Genomic DNA, 19,541 nt, shown 5'->3' with positions numbered 1-19,541 from the left:
GTGTAGTCAGACTCGATGGCCTGAGCCACGCCCAGAGCGGTGGAGTCGTTGGAGCACAGCCAGGCATCGACCTGGGTGCCGTCAGCGTAGTAGGAAGCCAGCACGGTCTGAGCACGGTCCAGAGCGGTGGAGGTATCCCACTTATCGGTGGCCACGGCGTCAAAGTCAGTCTGGCCGGAAACCACATTCAGCTTACCGGAATCCATGTAGGGCTGGAGCACGTCCATAGCACCCTGGAAGAAGTAGCCGGCGTTGTTGTCGGCGGGGTCACCGGCGGTCAGCTCGATGTTGAAGGGGCCGGCGGCGTTCTCCAGATCCAGGGCATCCACGATGTACTGGCCCTGCAGGGTACCGACGGTGTAGTTATCAAAGGACACGTAGTAGGAAACGTTGTCATTCATGATCAGACGGTCATAAGCGATGACGGGAATGCCAGCCTCGCCGGCCTCGTTCATCACGGTGTTCAGGGTCTCGCCGTCGATGGCGGCCACCACCAGCAGATCCACGCCCTCAGCGATCATGTTCTGGATGTCGCTGACCTGACGGTTGGTATCGTTGTCGGAGTAAGTAATGATGGTCTCATAGCCGGCGCTCTTGAACTGCTCATCCAGGTAAGAGCCGTCACGGTTCCACCGCTCCAGGGACTGGGTGGGCATGGACAGGCCGACCTTCTTGGTCTCGCCGGAGTTGGAGCCGGAACCGGAGTCGGAACCAGAACCAGAGCCGGAAGCATCGCCGCCGCCAGAGCAGGCAGCCAGAGACAGGGCCATGGCCGCAGACAGAGCAAGAGCCAGGATACGCTTTTTCATTTCAATCGCACCTTCATTTAAAATGATGCCGCCGACATTCGACGGCTTCCGAGTTAGAGAAAGAACTTTTGTAAAAATCCTTTCTCTTTCTGTCCATAGAATACAACAAAACAAATTCGAATGTCAACAGCATTTTTTCAAATTTGTACATTTAGCGTCTTGTACAAATTGAATCATTTAACTTTGAACAGATTGACAACAAAAAATTCCACCGCCCTTCAGGGCGGTGGAATACTCAGAGTTGATTGACAAAATCGTAGAGAAAACGGGTGGCTGCGCCAATACAGATGGAGCGGCTGTAACTGGGGCAGAAGGTGAAAAAGTCGGTCTGGTCGGACAGGGGGTCCAGCTCCCGGATGAGCTTGGCCAGCTGGCTGCGGTAAGGCGGCAGATACTGAGAGACCGCTCCCCCGATCATCACTGGGCAATCCAAAATCGTGTGGATGGTGGTAACTGCGGTGGCCAGGTCCTCCAGATAGTTCTTCCACAGCTCCTGATAGGGAGAGTTGCTCTGTTCCAGGCGCTGGAAGAACACCTCCAGAGTAACGTCCAAATCGTCGGAGATGCGCGCAGCGGAGCAGTAGGCCTCCAGACAGCCTTGGCGGCCGCACTCACAGCGGCGGCCTCCCGGATGCAGGCACATGTGGCCAAACTCAGCGGCCCGATGGCTGATACCATCGTACAGCTGCCCACCTACCAGAATGGCACCGCCAACGCCCCGGCTCAGGGAGAGATAGGCCATGCTCTGCTGATCGGTGCGGTTCCACCACTCCCCAAATCCGCCGCAGTTGGCGTCGTTGTCCAACAGGGTGGGATAGGGAATGGCGCTGGTAAAGCGGCAGGGTGTGGAGGTATGCACGCCGATGGTGGGAGCATATTCAATGGTACTCTGGTCCGGGCCGATGATGCCCGGCAGCGTCAGCCCCACGCCCAGCAGCTTGTCCCGGTCCAGATGATTTTCATCCAAAAATACCTCGATCAGCTCGGCCAGGCGGGCTCCATACTCCGCCGTATTGGAAAAGGGCAGGATGATCTTCTGGTAGGCCACTGTCTCCTGGCGCAGATTTACCGCTACCAGGCGCAGATCCCCTCCGGTCAGCTCCGCGCCCAGGGCAAACCGGGCATTGGGCAGGGGCGCGATCAGCCTGGGCCGCCGTCCGCCGGTGGAGTCGGTGGTGGCTGAGCGGTCAATCAGTCCCATCTCCGCCAATTCATTGAGGTTTTGAGACAGGGTGGGCAGACTCATGGACAGGCGAAACGCCAGCTCCTGCTTGGTGACAGGCTCCCAAAGGGTGATCAGGTGGCGATAGACGCGATTTCGATTCTGTTTGCGCACCTCAACGGTGGACAGTGGTCTGTGGGCGCACATCGTTGCTCCCCCTCACTTTTATAAAAGTGGTTTTATTATATCACAGGTCCCATTCCATTGTAAACGGGAGACAGCAAAAAAGCGGCCGGGATCGGCCGCTTTTTTGCTGCATTTATGGAGGATTTCCTTCCTTTTTTCCATATACAGGAGTCTTTTAGCCCTGTGCCTTGGAGAAGGCCGTCAAAATGACCGCCGCCTGGGCGCGGGTGGTGGAACCACCGGGAGCCAGGGTATCGGCAGACACGCCGCTGAACAGGCCCTGGGCCACGGCCCAGCTCATGGGCTCCTTGGCATAGGCGCTGAGGGAATCCAGATCGGAGAAGATGGACAGATCGGCCCGGCTGTCATCCAGCTTACCCTGGATGCGGGCGTACTGGTAGAGGATAGCGGCCATCTGCTCCCGGGTAATGGTGTCATTGGGCCGGAAGCTGCCGTCGGGATAGCCGGAGACCACACCGTTGGCGCTGGCCCAGGCCACACCGTCCGCATACCACTGGCCCTTGGCCACATCGGTAAAGGAGGCGCTGCCTGCAGCGGGGCTGCCCGCCAGACGGTAGAGGATGGTGACCAGCATGCCGCGGCCGGTGGGCAGGTCGGGAGAGAAGGTCCCCTCCCCAGTGCCGCTCATCAGGCCGTTCTCGTAGGCGTAGCGCACGCCCTCATAGTACCAGCTGCCCTTGGCCACATCGGCAAAGGGGAAGTCGGGGTCCGTCTCCTGGGCGGCAAAGACCGCCTTGACGGTGACGGCAGCAGCGGGCATGGTAAAGGTATACTTGCCGCTGCTCTGGTTGGCCACAGGCACGGAAGTGCCGGACGCGGTTGTCACAGTCAGAGACTTGAGCACATAGCCGGAATTGGGAAGGGCGGTGAGGGTGATCACTTTGCCCTGGGCGGCCTGGGAGGCGCTGGCCGTCACCTTGCCGCCGAAGGAGCTCTGGATGGTGATGGTCCGGGTAGTGGTGGTGGAGCCGCCGGAGGAGGAACCACCGGAAGAGCTGCCGCCGGAGGAGCTTCCCCCGGAGGAGCCGCCCTGGTCCACCTGGGTATAGGTGGTCTCGGAGTTGTCAGAGCCCACCACCTTCACACCTGAGGCCTTTTCCACGGTGAAATTGGTGCCGTCGTTTGCGGAGATGGTGCCCAGAGTCAGGGAACCGTCGCCGGTCAGCACACCGGACTTGGTGGTGACATAGACGGTGACGGCGCTGCCCTCCTGCTTGTAGGTGGTATAGATACCGGGCAGGGCATCCAGAACGTCGTTGGCCATAAAGTCGTAGATGGCCGTGCTGTTAGAGAGATTAAAGGTGGCCTGGAAACTCTGGCAGTTGGAGGACACGCCGGAGAAGCCCACCTCCTGGCTGGCGGCCTCCTGGGAGGAGGTCACCAGCCGCAGACCGCCGGCGGCGTGGGCCAAAGGAGTCATGGCCCCCACCGTCAGACACAGGGTCATCAGGATAGCAGAAAGTTTACGCAACATGTTCATCCTTTCAGTTCAGTTCGCTCAGGTCGCTTTTCAGGTCGATCAGAGGCAAGTCGTCCTCCCCGGGGAAGCTGATCCACAGGGTCTCACTGGTAACGCGCTTGCTCTCGGCATTGTTGGGATCGTCGGTACGGTAGAACACCGCACGAATCTCCAGGGGATAGTCGTCGGTGACGCCGCTCTGGGCGTTGAGCTCCTTTTCCTTCTCCAGGTCAGGCACGAAGATAAAGAAGCCGTCGCTGGTGTCGCTGACCGCGCCGTCGGCGGGGATCTCAGCCAGCAGCAGTCCGTAGCCGTTTATGGCACGGGTGATGGTGGTGACGCCGTTGGCCTCGGCGGCCTCGCTGGTGGTGTTGTACACCGCCTCGACGCTCACATAGTTGTAGGTGGGATCGCCGCGGTAGGTACCCAGGATCACCAGGGTGCCCTTCTTGATGACGTCGTCCTGGCCGTCGCCGTACTTATAGTCGTCCTTCAGCACGCCCACAGTGGCGCCCTCGTAGAAGTCCACACGGTCGCCGAGGTAGTCCAGCAGCTGGACGGTAGCGTCCTCGGGGATGCCGGTGATCTCCAGCACAGCGGCATCGTAAGTCCAGATGCGGGTGTCGCTCTCAGCGGCGCCGGGCTTGGTGAAGTAGGCCACCACGGTGTCGTCAGACAGGGTACCGGTCTTGGCGGTGGTCCAGTCGGCGCCGGCGTTGGCCTTCACCTTCACGGTGTAGCTGCCGGACAGGCCGGTGCCGGTCACCTTGATGCCGGTGACGGGGACGGACGCGCCATTCTTCATGGTGATGGTAATGGTACCGTCCTGATGGCTCAGGTCGTACAGGTCAGAGGAGATGGTCTTGTCGTAGGCCACCCGGACCTCGTTGCTCTTGGCCTCGCTGCCCAGGTTGCCCAGCTTATCCACGGGCACCACAGAGTAGGTGTAGGTCAGGTTGTTGGCGGCGCCCAGATCGTCCACATAGGTGCTCTCGGTGGTAAAGCCGATGACCACGTTATTGCGGCGGATCTCGTAGCCCAGGATCTTGTCGCTGTCGGTGTGGCTGATGCTCAGGGTAACCTTGGACTCATTGGCAGAGGCGGAGACCGTGGCGGAACCGCTGGCGGCGCTGCCGCTATTCAGGCGGTAGGTGCGGGAGGCATCATTGAGATACCAGATGGCACGGGACTCAGTCTGGTAGTCGTCCAGCATGCCCTTCACCTCATCGCTGAGGGTCATGCCCCAGCGGGTGAAGAACTCGGTGAGGTTGCGGTCGGCCACCTGGGAGGCGATGAGGGCCACGCGCTCGTCGTAGGTATAGCCGCTGTGTGCGCCGGACTTCCACAGCTTGAAGAACTGATTGTAGAAGGCCAGGGGCTGGGCAGCATTGTCATGGGCCAGGTGGAGCTGCCAGTACATACCCAGCTGCACGAACACATTGTTGGCGGAGCTGGGACGGCCCTGAGCCACCTTATTAAAGATGGTTTCCCAGCGTTCGTCCGCAGTGAGGCGGGTATCCAGGGCCATGGAGCTTCCGTCCCAGGCCTGGAGGGCCAGGGAGTAGATGTTGTTGGTGATTTCGGCCTTACCCAGTTTGTCCATGTTGTGGCCGATCTCGTGGGCGATGCCCCAGCCGAACAGGCCGTTGGCCTTGCCCGCGCCGGTGACGGAAGTGGGCTTGCCCTGGACCAGAGCGGAAGTAGAGCCGTACTCCACGCCGATGTGGTTGCCGGCAGCGTACATGAAGGCACCGGCGAACATGCGCATGTAGCGGATGTTCTGGCGGGTGGTCATGGGATACTGATAGCTGGTCAGGGTGGCATTGGAGTCAATGATGCCCTGGACCTTGTTGGCGATGAAGAGCTCCTCCTCCCAGGCCAGCACGTTCTGATACATGGCATTGACCATGGCGTCCTCATCGCTGCCCGCGCTCTTCAGGCCGGAAAGCACCTGGTCGGCGGGGAGGGACAGGAGCACGCTGGGGGTGGAGATCTCGGTGGCGTTGCGGACATTGGTGGTCAGGCCGGAGGTGGGCAGAGCGGCCACATAGGCGGACAGCTCCTGGACATAGGTCCGGATGGCATCCTTCCGGGCGGACTCACCCATGCTGTACCAGTTGGACAGCTCCAGCACCGGCATCTCCCAGGCGTTATTCAGCACACGGGCCTGAAGCTTGATGGCCTCGGGGTTGCTGCCGGAGTAGGTCAGATAAAGGGGGCCGCCCCGGTTGGCCAGGCTGCCGATCTGCTCAATGGTAATGTAGTTGCGGCCGTTCTGCAGGGCCACGGGAGTGCCCTTCCACACGCCGGACTCGCCGTAGAACTGGGTGGGCACCACATAGACGGTGGCGTCGCTGGGCAGCTCGGCGTAGATGGCCACGGTGGCGCCGGCCTGGGCGGTAATGCCCAGGGGCTGCAGGTCGCTGGCGCTCTGGCCGGCGGTCTGATCGGCGGCAGCGGAGGTGCTGCGGCCCTGGAAGTCGTTCTTCACCAGACCCAGGGCATCGCTGTCCTGGGTCAGCAGGGCCTGGGCCAAATTCAGCTCATCGGTGAGCCGGGCGAGATCCAGATAGAAGCTGCCCAGCGCACTGAGGCGGTTCTTCAGATTGGTGATCTGATCCTGCTTAACGGTACTCTTCAGCTGGGTGAAGGTGCCGTCGGTAAAGAGATCAGCAATTCCGCTGACCAGATTCTCGCTCTCATAGAAAGCGATTTCAGAGACGCTTACCCGGGGACCGCCGGTCTTCTCGCCCAGAGCCACGGTAACACTCTTGACTCCCTTGGTTTCAGGGAAGGGGAGAATATAGTAGTTGCTGCCGGTGATATTAACACCGTCCCGGTAATAGGTAGCCAGAATCTCACCGTCCTCACCCTTCAGCGTAACGGTATAGTTGGCAATACGGTTTTTATAAGTAGCATCCAGATAGGGCACCACCAGCAGATAATTCATGTCGTGGGTGGTGCGGAAAGTATAAGTAATATTGCTGTTCTGGGTGTAGGTAGCAGCAATCCAGTAGGTGTTTGGATCGTTGTCGGTGAGGTGGGTGGTCACATCAAAGTTGGGGCACAGGTTCCGGTTTACGTTGGAGGGGTCCTGCATGACAATGGAAGTGATCTCCCCATTATCGATGCGTCCGTCGGTAGGCAGCGCCGGCAGTTCAAACCCTTCCTTGTTGGGAATGCCAGTAGCAATGGAAGAGTAAGGACCCACACCCTTATGGTTGCCCGCCTTCACAGCCACCTCGTAGGTGGTGCCGTTGGTCAGGCCGGTGATGGCAGTGCTGGTACCGGAGATGTTGCCGCCCCACTGGTTCCAGCTCTCCGCACCCTGCTCCCGGTAAAAGACCTGGTAGTAGGTGGCGTCCTTGGTCTTGCCCCAGCTGACGCGCAGGGCGCTGTCGGCAGCCTCCACCAGGATGTTGGAGGGAGCGCCGGGAATGCTGGCGGCCAGAGGCATGACGGACAGGACGGCGGAGGGAGTGCCGCTCCAGTCGCCGTTGGTGGCGATGACCTGGAAGTAGTAGGTGGTGTTGTTCTCCAGGCCGGAGATGACAGTACGGTTTGTGTTGGAGGCGGCGCTCTGGTTCAGGGCGCTCTTATTGGTGCCGTACTTCACGGTGTAGCCGGTGACGTTCTTCACGCTCTCCCACACCAGGGTGACCTCGCCGTCGCCTGCGGTGGCGGCCAGGCCCTTCACCTGGGTGTCCGCCTTGGTCTCCTCGGACACGATATCCTTGAGGAACTCGATCTGGGTGACGGTGGCAAACTCAGGCTTGTCACCTTCCTGGCCCTCTACCTTGGTCACGGTGATGGTGACCTTCTTCACGGCCACCTTGGAACCCAGGTTGATGGTAACCACGCTTTGGCCGGCGTTGCGGCTGATGGCGTACACTCCCTCGGGGGAGGCGGCATCGAAGGGGATCTCCATGGTCTTGACCTGGTCATCTTCCTCATACTCCACCAGGGCGGTGCCCGCCTGGATGGCGCCCTGCGCACTGGGAGAGGAGATGGAGATCTCACTCATCTCGGTGGGCTTGTCCAGGGTAATGGGGATGGAGAGCTTCTCGGCATCCTGGGTGGGTGTGAGGGTGACGGCGGTCTCGCTGTTATTGAACAGGTCGGCTAGGCTACCGTCAGAGACGGTGACCGCAGAGGTGTCCACCCTGGGAGCCACGATGGCGGCGGTGGAGAGGATACGGGGCTCAGCCGCCAGATCCATCATCTTATTGACATAGGACAGATCGGTTACGTCCACCACCCCGTCACCGTTGAGGTCGTAGGTGTCCAGCTGGCCGGTCAGACCCAGCTGCGCAACCAGGGCGGCGCGGTCATCTGCATTTACAACCCCGTTGCCGGTCACGTCGCCCAGAGAGAAGGTACCGTCAGCGGTGCTCATGAGCACGTGCTGGGAGTAATCCTGCAGGGTGACTTTGGTGGAGCAGTCGGCATAGCCGTTGCCGGTGACTTCCATATTATAAGTGCCCAGCGGCAGGCCGGAAATCACAGCCTCATAGGCGCCGATCTGGTTCTCGGTGGTCAGCTCCACCCCATGGGTGTTGAGAGCCTTGACCGAAACGGACAGGCCATCAGCACCGGTGGCAGAACCGTTGTTTAGAGAGACAGTAATATTTTTATTGTTCCCTGTCAGAGTGAGCTGGATATCCCGGCTCTTTACCTCGTCCACCCGCTGGGGCAGATCAAAGCTCAGGGTCAGTGCAATGGAGCCGGTGGCCTGCTCTGTCTGAACAGAGTACTCCTGGCGGCTGGCCGAGGCAACGGTGGGCAGCCAAGCGGTACAGGTGGAACCTACCAGAGCCAGACTCAGCAGGCCCGAGGTCAGTCGTCGAAGCTGGTTCAAATCGTTCATCCTTTCCAATCGTTTGTTCATTGCGCGGTTAAGCCGCCCGTCCCAAACCCGGATGGGCTGGGGCCGACGGCCTTCACTATGCCGCATTATACTGGAAGCGCACACCAGTTTCAATGAAAAATTGGAAACAATTTTATTTTTGTTGCAGTGGTTAAAATGAACGTAATTACCCATCGCTTTTATGGGTATTTAGGCGATGAAAAACTTTTCTTTCCTTCTGCCCAGCTTCCGCGCTGCAAAAAATCATTTCATTTATGTAATAATAATTACACAAATGTTTACATTTTGTTACATTTATTTGCAATTTATTTTTCGAAAATCTTTTTCTTCCCTCTTTTGATTTTTTGCACTCAAACCAGGGGCGCAATTGGTCTTTGCTTTTTTATACCAGTTTGTATGTTATATTTTTTATCTATTATCTTGCTGGATCGCCTGGAAATCACACTCGGTATTTCCAGTATGGACGCACCTCTTTCAAAGCATAGTTACGGCTTTGCTTGCTTCTTGTCCGGCGGAAGGATCAACAGGGATTGCTGGGCAATCTGTTCTTGCAGGATCTCAATAAAATCGGCCACATATGGGGCTAGATAGGCATCTTTCCGGCGCACAATATAGTAGTCAATAAAGGCATTTGGATCCCCGGTCAGAAAATACCGGATGGCCTTATGATACGAGAAGTGCTGGATATACCCTAAGAAATTGAACGCCACACCCAGCCCCTCTGCCGCCATTTGGGCAGCGGACTCCAAATTTTCCACCGTATAATGGTGCAGCGGATGCACCCCCGCATAGTCCAGTGCCTGATCGGTATACATCCGCGAAGACTGGTCCGGGAGCTGTAAAATAAAGATTTCCCCTGCAAACAGGGACAGGTCGATCCAAGGCAGAGAACTACCGGAAATAGAAACTGCTTTGCAAGCCAACGGATGCAGAGGCGATAGCACCGCCACCAGCCGGTCCCGGTAAAAAGGAATAAACTCCAGCACCGGAGCCGGATTAGGCCGGTTATTGATAATCAGATCCACCTCTCCATCCAGCAACAAATGGAACAATTCTTCTGAGCTGCCTTCGTACAATTTCACATCTATGCTCGGGTGGCGAATGGTCAGCTCCCGCAATGCAGCCGGTAACAGATATGTGGTTCGGCGAGGATGGAGTCCCAGACGTAACACACCCCGTTCACCGTGTTTTATGTCATACAACCTCGCCTCCCACTGGCGGTTGAGAAAGCACATCTCCCGGGCATACCGTATATAGGTCTCCCCTACCTCGGTAGGCTCAAATTTCTTTCCAAAGCGGTTGAACAAGGGCACACCAAGTGTGTGCTCCAGCGTACTGAGAAACACACTCAGGGTGGGAGGCGACACATTGAGGAACTCTGCCGCCCCTTTTAAAGTCTGATAATTGGCTATGGCCAGCACATACTCCTGCTCCCGCAAATTCATAATTTAGGCCTCCTCGGTTCATAATTAGCTTATATCTAATATTATATTAAAAATAATGTATTTGACACAAGCTTATTCATCAATTATTTTATAGATACTGGTGTATATCGGAGAACATCTTCGAACAAAGGCAGCGGCTGGAGCGCCAAACACCGGATTCTGAATTTGAGGTGAAACAGCTATGGAGCGTATGATCGATCTTGTAGGCGTGCAGATGGATTTCGGCGCGTCCAAGCGGGGCGTCAATATGGGACCTACCGCCATCCGCTATGCCGGATTGTGCGAGGGTCTGGAACACATGGGCTTCCAGGTGGAAAACCTGGGTGATATTGTTCCTGCCCCCAAGGGTGCTACAAAGCCTACTCTGAGAAATTATGAGCAGGTGGTGGACGTGAACCGCCGGCTCTACCACACAGTATATCAGTCTTTGAAAAACGGACATTTCCCCGTGGTGCTGGGCGGTGACCACAGCATCGCAGCGGGCAGCATCTCCGCAGTCTCCAAGTTTTATGGTTCCATCGGCATTATCTGGGTGGATGCCCACGGCGACTGGAACAACGAGGAGAGCAGCCAGACCGGCAACATGCACGGCATGCCCTTCTCCGCTGTGTGCGGCTACGGTCCCGACTGTATGGTGGATTTCGGCCAGGGTCCCGTCTATGTGGATGTGGCCCACTGCGTCCAGATCGGCGGACGGGATATCGACACCCAGGAGCGCATCCGCATGAAGGAGGCCGGGGTGACCATCTTCCCCATCGATATGATCGACGAGCTGGGCATGGCGGAGGTCATGCGCCGGGCTATGGCGGTGGCCGGCGAGGGCACCAAGGGTATTCACCTGAGCTTTGACGTGGACGCCATCACCCCCGAGGCCGCGCCGGGCACGGGCACCGTGGTGCACAGCGGTCTCACCACCCGCGAGGCCTTCCTGGCGGTGGAGACCATCGCCCGCTCTCAAAAGCTGGTCTCCCTGGACATGGTAGAGGTCAATCCCATCCTGGACGAGCGCAACAAGACCGGCATTCTGGCCTCGGAGCTGGTCCAGTCCGCCCTGGGCAAAGTGGTATTTTAATCTTATGTTCCCTCTCTCAGCCCCACCGGCACTCTTTGCCGGCGGGGCTGTTTTCATCCCCGGCACTCCCTGCCGCATGTTTCCTCTTTCGATACAATATAGATGATTATAATCTGCTTTTGGGAGATGATCGGAATGAGAAAACCAATCCGCGCCTTTCACATCGTTCTCATGAGGAAGAGGTGGTGGACTGCCGCGGCATGTCTGTGTCTGGCCGCGGTCATGTTCTGCGTGGTTAATTACTACCCCGCCGCAGTGGGCGCTTCCGCCTCTGTACGGCAGCTGCCCATCTACTGTGTCCAGCGGGACCAGAAGCTGATCTCCATCAGCTTTGACGCGGCCTGGGGCAATGAGGACACCCAGCAGCTCATTGACATTCTGGACCGCTACGGGGTAAAAGCCACCTTTTTTGTGGTGGGCTCCTGGGTGGATAAATATCCTGAATCGGTAAAAGCACTTTCCGACGCGGGACACGAGGTCATGAATCACTCCAACACCCACGCCCACTATCCTCAGCTCACCGCCGACGAGGTGATCGCTGACCTCAACGCCTGCAACGACAAAATTGAGGCAGTCACCGGGGTGCGGCCCACGCTGGTTCGGATGCCCTACGGAGACTACGACGACAAGTCGGTGCAGGCCGCCCGGTCCATCGGGATGGAGCCCATCCAGTGGGATGTGGACAGCCTGGACTGGAAGGAGATCCCCGCCGACGAGATCACCCAGCGGGTGACCAGCAAGGTAGGCCCGGGGTCCATCGTTCTCTTTCATAACGCGGCCCTCCACACCCCCGAGGCCCTGCCCTCCATCCTGGAACAGCTCACTCAGGAGGGCTATACCTTTGTACCCATCTCCCAGCTGATCCTCACCGGCAACTATTCCATCGACCACACCGGGCGGCAGTGCCCGTGCTGAAAAATCAAATAAACACCTATTTTTGTCCCGCTCACTTCAACAAATCCAGAAACTGTCATCCATTATTTTTCCTGTATATCGCTTAAACGCAATCTTCTCTAAACTTATTTAAAAAGCGCCGCTGTCTCTGCTAAACATTTCGCACAGAGACAGCGGCACTTTTTTCTTTCTTCAAGCATTCTTAAGCTCTCCATTTTTCTTGATTCAGTTGCTTTGCACAATTCTTCCACTTAAAAATAGTGCACATAAGCAACAAAAAAATCAGATATTGCTCTTGACATCCTGTGCAAATGATGGTATTTTTTCACATAAATAACACGTTTACATTTGATGTAATTTTTTACACAGCAAGAATGAAAACACTTTAGGAGGAGCACTATGGAGACGTATGAAAAATTTAGTTTGGCGGGAAAAGTAGCCATTGTTACTGGTGCCACCCGCGGTCTTGGTCAGGGAATTGCTCTTGGCCTAGCCGGAGCCGGAGCTGATATTGTAGGTGTGGGGCGCTCCGATCACAGAGACACAAAAGAAAAGGTAGAAGCTCTTGGGCGGCGCTATCTGGAACTGAAACTGGATGTAGCGGACGAGAATACTCCGGATGTGGTAATCCAGAAAACCGTCGAACAGTTTGGAAAAGTAGATATCCTGGTCAATGCGGCCGGTATCACCCGGCGAGTCATGGCCATTGATATCTCTCGAAAGGATTGGCAGGATGTCTTGGATGTCAATCTGACTGCTCTGTTTTTCATGTGCCAAGCAGCGGCTCGGCAGTTTATCAAGCAGGGCGGCGGAGGAAAAATTATCAACATTGGTTCAATGACATCCTATCAAGGCGGCGTAAAAGTAATCCCCTATACCGCCAGTAAAGCAGCGGTACGCAATATCACCATGCATATGTGTAATGAGTGGGCAGCTCCCTATGGCATTCACATTAACTGCATCGCCCCTGGCTACATGGTTACCGATATGACCGCTCCTATGCGCTCCGAAGCTTCCCGCATGGCCGAAACTAACACCCGGATTCCTATGGAGCGCTGGGGTGTACCCGAAGATCTGGCCGGTGCAGCAATCTTCCTAGCCTCCGACGCCTCCGACTATGTCAATGGCTTTACCATTGCCGTGGACGGTGGATTCTTAGCAAAGTCTTAAGCAGCATAAAGGAGCTATTTTTGTTATGGGAAAAAAATATCGTGTCGGCCTGATTGGTGTGGGATCCATTGCACACATTGCACATCTTCCCATTCTGGCTGCCAGAAATGATGTAGAAATGGTTGGTGCCTTTGCTAAGCACATTGAAAGTGTGGAAAAAACACAAAAGAGCTATGCTATTCAGCACGCAGTACATAATCTGGATGAGTTACTTTCATTAGACCTGGACTGTGCTTTTGTGTTGTCTCCCAAAACCGTCCACGCGGAGCAAGTGATCCGGCTCTTGGAAGCTGGAGTTGATGTATTTTGCGAAAAGCCCATGGGAATGACGCTGAAGGAAGCCTATGATATGGCTGACGCTTCCGCCCGCACAGGCAAGAAGCTGATGATTGCTTTTAACCGCCGCTATGCACCGGTCTACCGAAAGGCCAAAGAGGTATATGGGCAATTATCCCCCGATGTGCTTATTGCGCAGAAAAACCGTCCGGCCAGCGAATACCGCGCCACTCTTGAAAATGCGATTCACATGGTCGATATTCTGCGTTATTTCTGCGGAGAATGTGTAAAGGTGGAAGCCTGTTCCAAATTTACAGATCCTCTCTATGAAACTTTAGCTACCGCATAGCTTCAGTTCGAAAATGGATCTGTGGCCATGCTTGTGGCGGATCGCGCTTCCGGCCAGTGGGTGGAGACCCTTGAAATGCACGGCCATAACAAAAGCGTTTTGGTCAACTGTCCGGACACAATTACCATTACCGATGGTCAGCAATCCCACACTACCTCTATGACTCCCTTGGCCTATGGCTGGGCTAAAGTCATTGATAAGATGGGCTTTACTCAGGAGGTCGACCACTTCTTTGACTGCCTCAGCAATGACAAGGAGCCTTTAACCAGCGGTGCAGACGCCTATAAAACCCAAGAACTAATGCACCGTATTCTCACCACAGCTGGGCTCCCCGGTTTGGAATGAGGTGAGTGGCTTGTTCAAAATCGCCGGACACACCATGGGAACACCCGAATACACTTTGCCCCAAGCTCTGGAACTTTTCCACCATATTGGTCTGGATGGCGCAGAGATCGTGGTCCAAGACGGTTATCGCTGCGCCATCCCGCAGCAGGCAGATTTGGACGAACTAAATTCTCTGCGCCGCCAGGCGGACAAGCTCGGTCTTCGCATCATTGCCTTGACCCCATATTATTCCCGTTTTAATGATTTGAGCTCTCAGGTCCGCGAGAAAGAAATTGATGGTTTGACACAGGTCATCGGTTATGCAAAGGTAATGGGAGCAGAATTTATTCGAATCTATGCCGGCAACTTTGCTCAAGGGGATACAGATCCTTCGGGAGAAAAACGTCAGGTCTTAGTGGACAGCATGCGCCTCTTGGGAGACCGCGCAGCAGAATACGGGATCAAACTCGTCATGGAAAATCACTTTAATACCATGACCGTATCCGCTGCGGACAGCATCTCTTTAGCACAGGAAATCAATCACCCTGCGGTCGGCATTCTCTACGATCAAGCAAACTTGACCTTTACAAACAACGAACCGTGGAATCAAGCCTTGCCCTTACAGTTCTCCAAAGTATACTATACTCATGTAAAAGATCTGGTTTTCCGGGATGGTTGTCGTACCTTCACTTCCTCTGATGTCTCTCATCCGAAAGAAGAGGAACGAAATGTTATCACCCGAATCGTAGGAGAAGGAATCGTTCCCTGGCCTGCAATTCTTCAGGAAATGAAGCGCCTTGGCTACGACGGTTGGCTATCTTTGGAATACGAACGGAGATGGCACCCTCAGGATATTCCAGACGCCTCTATCGGCATGAAGAAATCTGCCGAGTATCTCAGATCGTGTTTTAAAACCCTAAACTAACATATTAAGGAGGATTCTCACATGAAACGGATGAAAAAGACTCTGGCTTTGGCTCTGACCGGTGTTATGCTGCTGTCAGCCGCTGCATGCAGCAATTCCAGCGCGGGTTCCGGTTCCTCTACCGGTTCCAACTCGTCCAATTCTTCTGGATCTGGCGGCCTGAACGGATATCCGAATCAAAACGTAAACGTAGTAGTCCAGTACTCCGCTGGCGGCGGCACCGATCTGTCGGTCCGCGGCGTGTTGGATGGCGTACCCGATTTCCCTGTCAATTTCTCTGTAGCTAACGTCACCGGAAACGGCGGTTTAATTGGTTTGACTCAGGTAGCCAACTCTGCCGCCGACGGCTATACTCTGGGCGTCATGAATACCGACTTTATTATCAATATCATCCTGGGCAACACGGACCTGACAGTGGATGACTTCTCTCCTCTCGCCTGTGCTCTGATGGATCCCTTTGTACTTATTATCGGCAACAATGAAAATTACTCCACTTTGGAAGAGTTCGTGGCCTATGCCAAGGAGCATCCCGGTGAAATTGTAATTGGTGAAACCGGCACTGGTGCTGCCCCCACCCTGGCTATTACCGCCATGGAAAACGCTCTTGGCATTGACGTGTCCAACGTGACCTATGAGGGCAGCGCCGACTGCGTCACCGCCATCGTTGGCGGTCACATCGACGCCACCTTTGCCCAGCCCAGCAACGCCACCGCCCAGGTGGAGGCTGGCAACGCCAAGATCATCGGCACCCTTTCCAACGAGCGCCTGCCCGCTTTCCCCGACGTGCCTACCTTCGCAGAGGTTTTCCCCGACGAGATTGATTATGAGATGATGGGCTTCTGTATCATTTCCTCCCCTGCCGGCGTGGATCCTGCTATTCAGAGCTATCTGTCTGAGAACCTGCGCAAGGGCGTAGAGAGCGAGAGTTATGCCAATACTCTTTCCAGCTTGGGTATGCAGACAGAAAACCTTTCCCCCGAGGAACTGTCTGACTTTTTGGATCAGCAGATGGATCTGTATACGGATCTGCTCTCCTCCCATTCTTAAATTAACGCCTTACCTTTAAGGTTATTCCAACACAACATTAGTATCGTTCATGTAGCGTCTGAACACCGGGGCACCGGAATTGATTTTCCATTCCGGTGCCCCGCAGCTTGTCTGAAGAGAAAGGAGGGGTTGTATTCGTGAGAAAATACAACTATTTCTTGTCTGTATTCCTAATTATCATTGGGTTTTCAGGTATTTACATGGCATCAAACTTTGAAACCCGCAGTGGTAACAGTGGCGATCCCGGCGCTGCCTTTTGGCCTGTTTTGCTATGCTGCGGTCTGATTCTCTGTTCTGTCATTTTATTGATCCAGACTATTCTGGAATCCAAAAAGGCCACTGAAAAAGAAGATCCTCTGATTGACTATCGCTCTGCGGGCGTCCATTGTGTCTTCTTGATCTTTGTGATCATGATCGCTTATGCGGTCATTATGAATTACTTTGGCTTTATTCCTGCTACTTTGCTGTTCGTCATCGCCACTATGCTGGCCATGGGGGAGCGCCGCCCAATCTGGATTGGGCTCACCACGGTTGTAATCACTGGATTTATCTATGTGGTCTTCACCGTGATCATGGGTGTTATCCTTCCCCAAGGCAAGTTCTTCTAAGGAGGGATCCGATCCATGTTGACTGCTTTTACCGCCGGCTTGATGTCGGTATTTACTCCTATGGGATTATTAGCCATCCTGGGCGGTGTTCTATGTGGAATCTTTGTCGGCGTAATGCCCGGGCTTTCCTCCGTCATGGGCATGTCCATCATGTTGCCTGTCGCACTGGCTATGGACGGCAATATGGGCGTGCTGATGATGCTGGGTATTTTCTGCGGTGCTATCTACGGCGGCTCCATTACCGCTATCATGATCGACACCCCCGGCACAGCCAATTCTGCTGCCACTTGCCTGGACGGTTATCCCATGGCCCATAAATATCACCAGCCCGGTCGTGCCATCTCTATTTCCACCACTGCCTCTACTTTCGGCGGCCTGTTCTCTGCTTTAATGCTGCTGTGGACTTCTCCCATTCTGTCCAGTTTTGCTCTGAAGTTCAGTGCACAAGAGAGTTTTGCACTTGCCCTGTTTGGCATCAGCGTAGTGGCCAGTACTCCAGTGAAAATGTTTTAAAAGGTATTATGGGTGCTCTTATCGGCCTGCTTTTGGCCACAGTTGGAGTGGATACCACCACCGGTGCATACCGTTTCACCTTTGATACTGTTTATCTCACTGGCGGCATCTCCAACATCCCAGTTTTAATTGGTTTGTTTGCTTTCTCCCAGGGCTTGATCAACGTAGCAGACAATTTTGGCAAACACCGCGATAAGGTCAGCCAGAAACTGGAGCGTATTCTTCCTACAAAAGAAGATTTGGTTGCTATTTTCCCCACGCTGATTCGCTCTAGTGTTATTGGCACCATCATCGGAGCTATTCCCGGCACCGGCGGTGATATCGCTTCCTGGGTGGGTTATAACGAAGCCAAACGCTGGTCTAAGCATCCTGAGAAGTTTGGTGACGGAGCGCCAGACGGCATTGCTGCTCCTGAGGCTGCAAACAATGCTATTTCCGGCGGTGCTCTTATTCCCCTGCTTTCTCTGAGCATCCCTGGCGATGCTTGTACTGCCATTATGTTGGGTGCTTTAATGATGCTCGGCATCACTCCGGGGCCTTTGCTGATGAGTGAGTCCCCTGACAAGGTCTATATGATTGTCATTGGCCTATTTTTTGCCAATGTGTTTATGGGAATCTGTGGATTTGGTGGTATCAAGATTTTTGCCAGAATCTCCTCTGTTCCCGAAATCATTCTCACCCCCTTGATTTTTGTATTCTGCTTTGTGGGCACTTTTGCCGTCAACCATACGGTACAGGACATCTACCTGATGATCGTATGCGGTATTCTCGGCTTCTTCCTTATCAAAATGCAGTTCTCCATTCCTCCCATTATTTTGGGTATGATTCTGGGCGGCATTTTGGAAAAGAACTTCCGGCGTGCCTTGGTGCTGCCCAATGGCGATTGGACCACCTTCTTTACCCGTCCCATCTCCTGCGTGTTTATTATCATCGCCATTCTCTCTCTGTTCTACCCCTTTGTTCTTCCTATGTTGAAAAAGCGTAAAGCCCAGAAAGCTGAGGCGAAGAACCATGACTGAATGCTGTAAATTCTGCGGCGGAGAGGACCTGAGGCCTGATCTGATAGAAATTGGCGCACTTCCCGGTGGACGACTGTATCTTCATCGCGACCAAACGCATCCCGGACGAGTCATTCTGGTCGCTGACCGTCATGTCAAAAAGGTTACTGACCTGTCTCTTCCAGAATACAAAGCTCTGATGGAAAGTGTTTATCACACAGCCCAAGCAATTACTGACCAATTCAGTCCAGACAAGATTAACTATCTCATCTTTGGCGACACCAGCACTCACCTGCATGTTCATATTGTACCTAAATATCAAAACGGGAAGGATTGGGGCAAAGTTTTTCTTACTGATGAGCCGGAACCTCTTTTTCTGGAAGAAGATGCATATCAGAGTATCTGCGCTGATCTGTGTCGTCGGCTTGGACTGAATTAGAGGGGGTAATGTAATGGGAAAGGTTTTAATTACAGCGTCCCACTTTCAGACCCTGTGTCAGGAAGCTATCCAGCTGCTGGAATCCAATGGCCATAGCCTCATTCTCAACGACCACGAGCTCCCCTATTATTCCTTTGAGGAACTGGCTGTATGGGCCGGGGAAATCGATGCAGCTATTATCGGGATGGATCGCTGGGATGATCAAGTATTTCAAATTGCTCCCAAGCTGAAGATTCTTGCCCGGTTTGGTGTGGGTGTGGATAACATCGACCTAGAAGCTGCAAAGCGCCACGGGGTACAGGTTGTCAACGCCGCAGGTATGAACGCCAACGCAGTAGCCGAGTTGGCTGTTGCCATGATTTTAAACTGTCTGCGGGGCGTGCCGGAACTGAGCCAAAAGCTATCCCAAGGACAATGGCTTCGTTCTGTGGGGCGCGATTTACAGGGACAGACTGTTGGTCTTCTTGGCTTTGGAGATATCGGGGGGCGGGTCGCAAAAAAGCTTTCTGGCTTTGACGTCAAGCTGCTGGCCTATGATCCTTACCCCAACCAAGAAAAAGCAAGCGCCCTTGGTGTGACTCTGGCCGATCTTGATACTGTTCTGTCCAGCAGTGACATTTTGAGTATTCATATGCCCAGTCTCCCCGCGACTCACCACTTCATGAATCAGGATACATTCTCCAAAATGAAGGAAGGCGCCTATTTTATCAACACAGCCAGAGGCGCTCTGGTGGACACTCAGGCCTTAGTCCAGGCAGTATCCAGCGGCCATCTGGCAGGCGCTGCCGTAGATGTTTACGAGCAGGAACCTCTGCCCATGGATGCCTCCATTCTTCATACTCCTGGAATCCAATGCACTCCGCATGCCGGAGCCGAGACTCGTGAGACTTACCGAAATATCAGCCTAATGACCGCCCAAGCTGTGATTGACAGTCTCAGCGGAAAAGAGCCCAAAAATTGGCTGAATAAATAAGGAG

The 19,541-nt window shown here is 54.6% G+C and carries 15 protein-coding genes and 1 pseudogene; 11 read left to right on the top strand and 5 right to left on the bottom strand.

Going from position 1 to position 19,541, the window contains the following annotated elements:
- The 5 genes from ACLTXB_RS00815 to ACLTXB_RS00795 all read right to left on the bottom strand — a co-directional run.
- Window positions 1–809 (bottom strand): substrate-binding domain-containing protein (locus ACLTXB_RS00815; protein ID WP_428226056.1); only part of this gene is annotated, 809 nt, incomplete at its 3' end.
- A 235-nt stretch (window positions 810–1,044) separates the two neighbouring features.
- Window positions 1,045–2,178 carry an ROK family transcriptional regulator gene (locus ACLTXB_RS00810; protein WP_151075244.1) on the bottom strand — a complete coding sequence of 378 codons (1,134 nt, stop codon included), beginning with the start codon at window positions 2,176–2,178 and terminating at the stop codon, window positions 1,045–1,047.
- A 154-nt stretch (window positions 2,179–2,332) separates the two neighbouring features.
- Complete coding sequence (locus ACLTXB_RS00805) at window positions 2,333–3,652, bottom strand: S-layer homology domain-containing protein (protein ID WP_428226055.1); 1,320 nt, start codon at window positions 3,650–3,652, stop codon at window positions 2,333–2,335.
- 10 nt (window positions 3,653–3,662) lie between these two features.
- The gene (locus ACLTXB_RS00800) at window positions 3,663–8,504 is read right to left on the bottom strand and encodes a M60 family metallopeptidase (protein WP_428226054.1); all 4,842 of its coding nucleotides are present in this window, start codon (window positions 8,502–8,504) and stop codon (window positions 3,663–3,665) included.
- A 485-nt stretch (window positions 8,505–8,989) separates the two neighbouring features.
- The gene (locus ACLTXB_RS00795; RefSeq protein WP_428226053.1) at window positions 8,990–9,949 is read right to left on the bottom strand and encodes a LysR family transcriptional regulator; all 960 of its coding nucleotides are present in this window, start codon (window positions 9,947–9,949) and stop codon (window positions 8,990–8,992) included.
- 181 nt (window positions 9,950–10,130) lie between these two features.
- On the opposite strand from ACLTXB_RS00795, the gene rocF reads away from it, so the two are divergent.
- The 11 genes and pseudogenes from rocF (at window position 10,131) to ACLTXB_RS00740 (ending at window position 19,537) form a co-directional block, all read left to right on the top strand.
- Window positions 10,131–11,021, top strand: coding sequence for an arginase (gene rocF / locus ACLTXB_RS00790; RefSeq protein WP_428226052.1), 891 nt, complete (start codon window positions 10,131–10,133; stop codon window positions 11,019–11,021).
- A gap of 135 nt (window positions 11,022–11,156) precedes the next feature.
- A complete protein-coding gene (locus ACLTXB_RS00785; RefSeq protein WP_151075240.1) occupies window positions 11,157–11,936 on the top strand; it encodes a polysaccharide deacetylase family protein in 780 nt (259 codons plus the stop codon).
- Between the two features lie 378 nt (window positions 11,937–12,314).
- Entirely contained in the window at window positions 12,315–13,085 is a 771-nt protein-coding gene (gene kduD / locus ACLTXB_RS00780) for a 2-dehydro-3-deoxy-D-gluconate 5-dehydrogenase KduD (RefSeq protein WP_428226051.1), read from the top strand.
- Window positions 13,086–13,110: 25 nt separating this feature from the next.
- Entirely contained in the window at window positions 13,111–13,710 is a 600-nt protein-coding gene (locus ACLTXB_RS00775; protein WP_428226050.1) for a Gfo/Idh/MocA family protein, read from the top strand.
- Window positions 13,711–13,731: 21 nt separating this feature from the next.
- A complete protein-coding gene (locus tag ACLTXB_RS00770) occupies window positions 13,732–14,055 on the top strand; it encodes a hypothetical protein (protein WP_428226049.1) in 324 nt (107 codons plus the stop codon).
- 10 nt (window positions 14,056–14,065) lie between these two features.
- A complete protein-coding gene (locus tag ACLTXB_RS00765) occupies window positions 14,066–14,959 on the top strand; it encodes a sugar phosphate isomerase/epimerase family protein (RefSeq protein WP_428226048.1) in 894 nt (297 codons plus the stop codon).
- A gap of 21 nt (window positions 14,960–14,980) precedes the next feature.
- Complete coding sequence (locus tag ACLTXB_RS00760) at window positions 14,981–16,006, top strand: tripartite tricarboxylate transporter substrate binding protein (RefSeq protein ID WP_428226047.1); 1,026 nt, start codon at window positions 14,981–14,983, stop codon at window positions 16,004–16,006.
- A gap of 137 nt (window positions 16,007–16,143) precedes the next feature.
- Window positions 16,144–16,614, top strand: coding sequence for a tripartite tricarboxylate transporter TctB family protein (locus ACLTXB_RS00755; RefSeq protein WP_428226046.1), 471 nt, complete (start codon window positions 16,144–16,146; stop codon window positions 16,612–16,614).
- A 15-nt stretch (window positions 16,615–16,629) separates the two neighbouring features.
- Window positions 16,630–18,146: pseudogene (locus ACLTXB_RS00750) on the top strand (tripartite tricarboxylate transporter permease).
- The gene (locus ACLTXB_RS00745; protein WP_428226045.1) at window positions 18,139–18,564 is read left to right on the top strand and encodes an HIT family protein; all 426 of its coding nucleotides are present in this window, start codon (window positions 18,139–18,141) and stop codon (window positions 18,562–18,564) included. Before ACLTXB_RS00750 ends, ACLTXB_RS00745 begins: the two are co-directional and overlap by 8 nt.
- A 13-nt stretch (window positions 18,565–18,577) precedes the next feature.
- The gene (locus tag ACLTXB_RS00740) at window positions 18,578–19,537 is read left to right on the top strand and encodes a phosphoglycerate dehydrogenase (protein WP_151075233.1); all 960 of its coding nucleotides are present in this window, start codon (window positions 18,578–18,580) and stop codon (window positions 19,535–19,537) included.
- Window positions 19,538–19,541: the final 4 nt, after the last annotated feature.

Source organism: Flintibacter sp. (assembly GCF_046973065.1).
This window is presented reverse-complemented; position numbering and strand designations above follow the sequence as displayed.

What these genes read in the sequence shown, in the direction of transcription:
- rocF (WP_428226052.1), top strand. Translation starts at nt 10,131, where the DNA reads ATGGAGCGTATGATCGATCTTGTAGGCGTGCAGATGGATTTCGGCGCG.
- ACLTXB_RS00810 (WP_151075244.1), bottom strand. Translation starts at nt 2,178, where the DNA reads ATGTGCGCCCACAGACCACTGTCCACCGTTGAGGTGCGCAAACAGAAT.
- ACLTXB_RS00795 (WP_428226053.1), bottom strand. Translation starts at nt 9,949, where the DNA reads ATGAATTTGCGGGAGCAGGAGTATGTGCTGGCCATAGCCAATTATCAG.
- ACLTXB_RS00800 (WP_428226054.1), bottom strand. Translation starts at nt 8,504, where the DNA reads ATGAACGATTTGAACCAGCTTCGACGACTGACCTCGGGCCTGCTGAGT.
- ACLTXB_RS00785 (WP_151075240.1), top strand. Translation starts at nt 11,157, where the DNA reads ATGAGAAAACCAATCCGCGCCTTTCACATCGTTCTCATGAGGAAGAGG.
- ACLTXB_RS00745 (WP_428226045.1), top strand. Translation starts at nt 18,139, where the DNA reads ATGACTGAATGCTGTAAATTCTGCGGCGGAGAGGACCTGAGGCCTGAT.
- ACLTXB_RS00760 (WP_428226047.1), top strand. Translation starts at nt 14,981, where the DNA reads ATGAAACGGATGAAAAAGACTCTGGCTTTGGCTCTGACCGGTGTTATG.
- ACLTXB_RS00740 (WP_151075233.1), top strand. Translation starts at nt 18,578, where the DNA reads ATGGGAAAGGTTTTAATTACAGCGTCCCACTTTCAGACCCTGTGTCAG.
- kduD (WP_428226051.1), top strand. Translation starts at nt 12,315, where the DNA reads ATGGAGACGTATGAAAAATTTAGTTTGGCGGGAAAAGTAGCCATTGTT.
- ACLTXB_RS00775 (WP_428226050.1), top strand. Translation starts at nt 13,111, where the DNA reads ATGGGAAAAAAATATCGTGTCGGCCTGATTGGTGTGGGATCCATTGCA.
- ACLTXB_RS00805 (WP_428226055.1), bottom strand. Translation starts at nt 3,652, where the DNA reads ATGTTGCGTAAACTTTCTGCTATCCTGATGACCCTGTGTCTGACGGTG.